At 44.4% G+C, this 232-nt stretch carries 1 pseudogene; it reads left to right on the top strand.

Going from position 1 to position 232, the window contains the following annotated elements:
* Positions 1–232 (top strand): annotated as a pseudogene (locus AAEY62_RS25030) (sensor histidine kinase); the annotation flags it as partial.

Below are 232 nucleotides of genomic sequence, written 5' to 3'. Positions count from 1 at the left end.
AATGCATTGCGTATTGTGCATCCTGATGAAAAGAAAATTGGCAAGCGTATGGTGGGTGGCGATAGCCAAGCTGCATTAAAGGGTGAGCGCTATATTTCGCTTGCCCGTGGCAGTTTAGGAGAGTCAATTCGCGGTAAGGTGCCTGTTTATTCGAATAATAACCAAATAATAGGCTTGGTATCGGTCGGGTTTTTAGTACAGTCAATTGACCCTCTTATACGTTCTCGCAGTA

Origin of the sequence: Pseudoalteromonas sp. GW168-MNA-CIBAN-0100 (assembly GCF_040309225.1) — a bacterium.
GTDB classification, from domain to species: domain Bacteria; phylum Pseudomonadota; class Gammaproteobacteria; order Enterobacterales; family Alteromonadaceae; genus Pseudoalteromonas; species Pseudoalteromonas arctica.
This window is presented reverse-complemented; position numbering and strand designations above follow the sequence as displayed.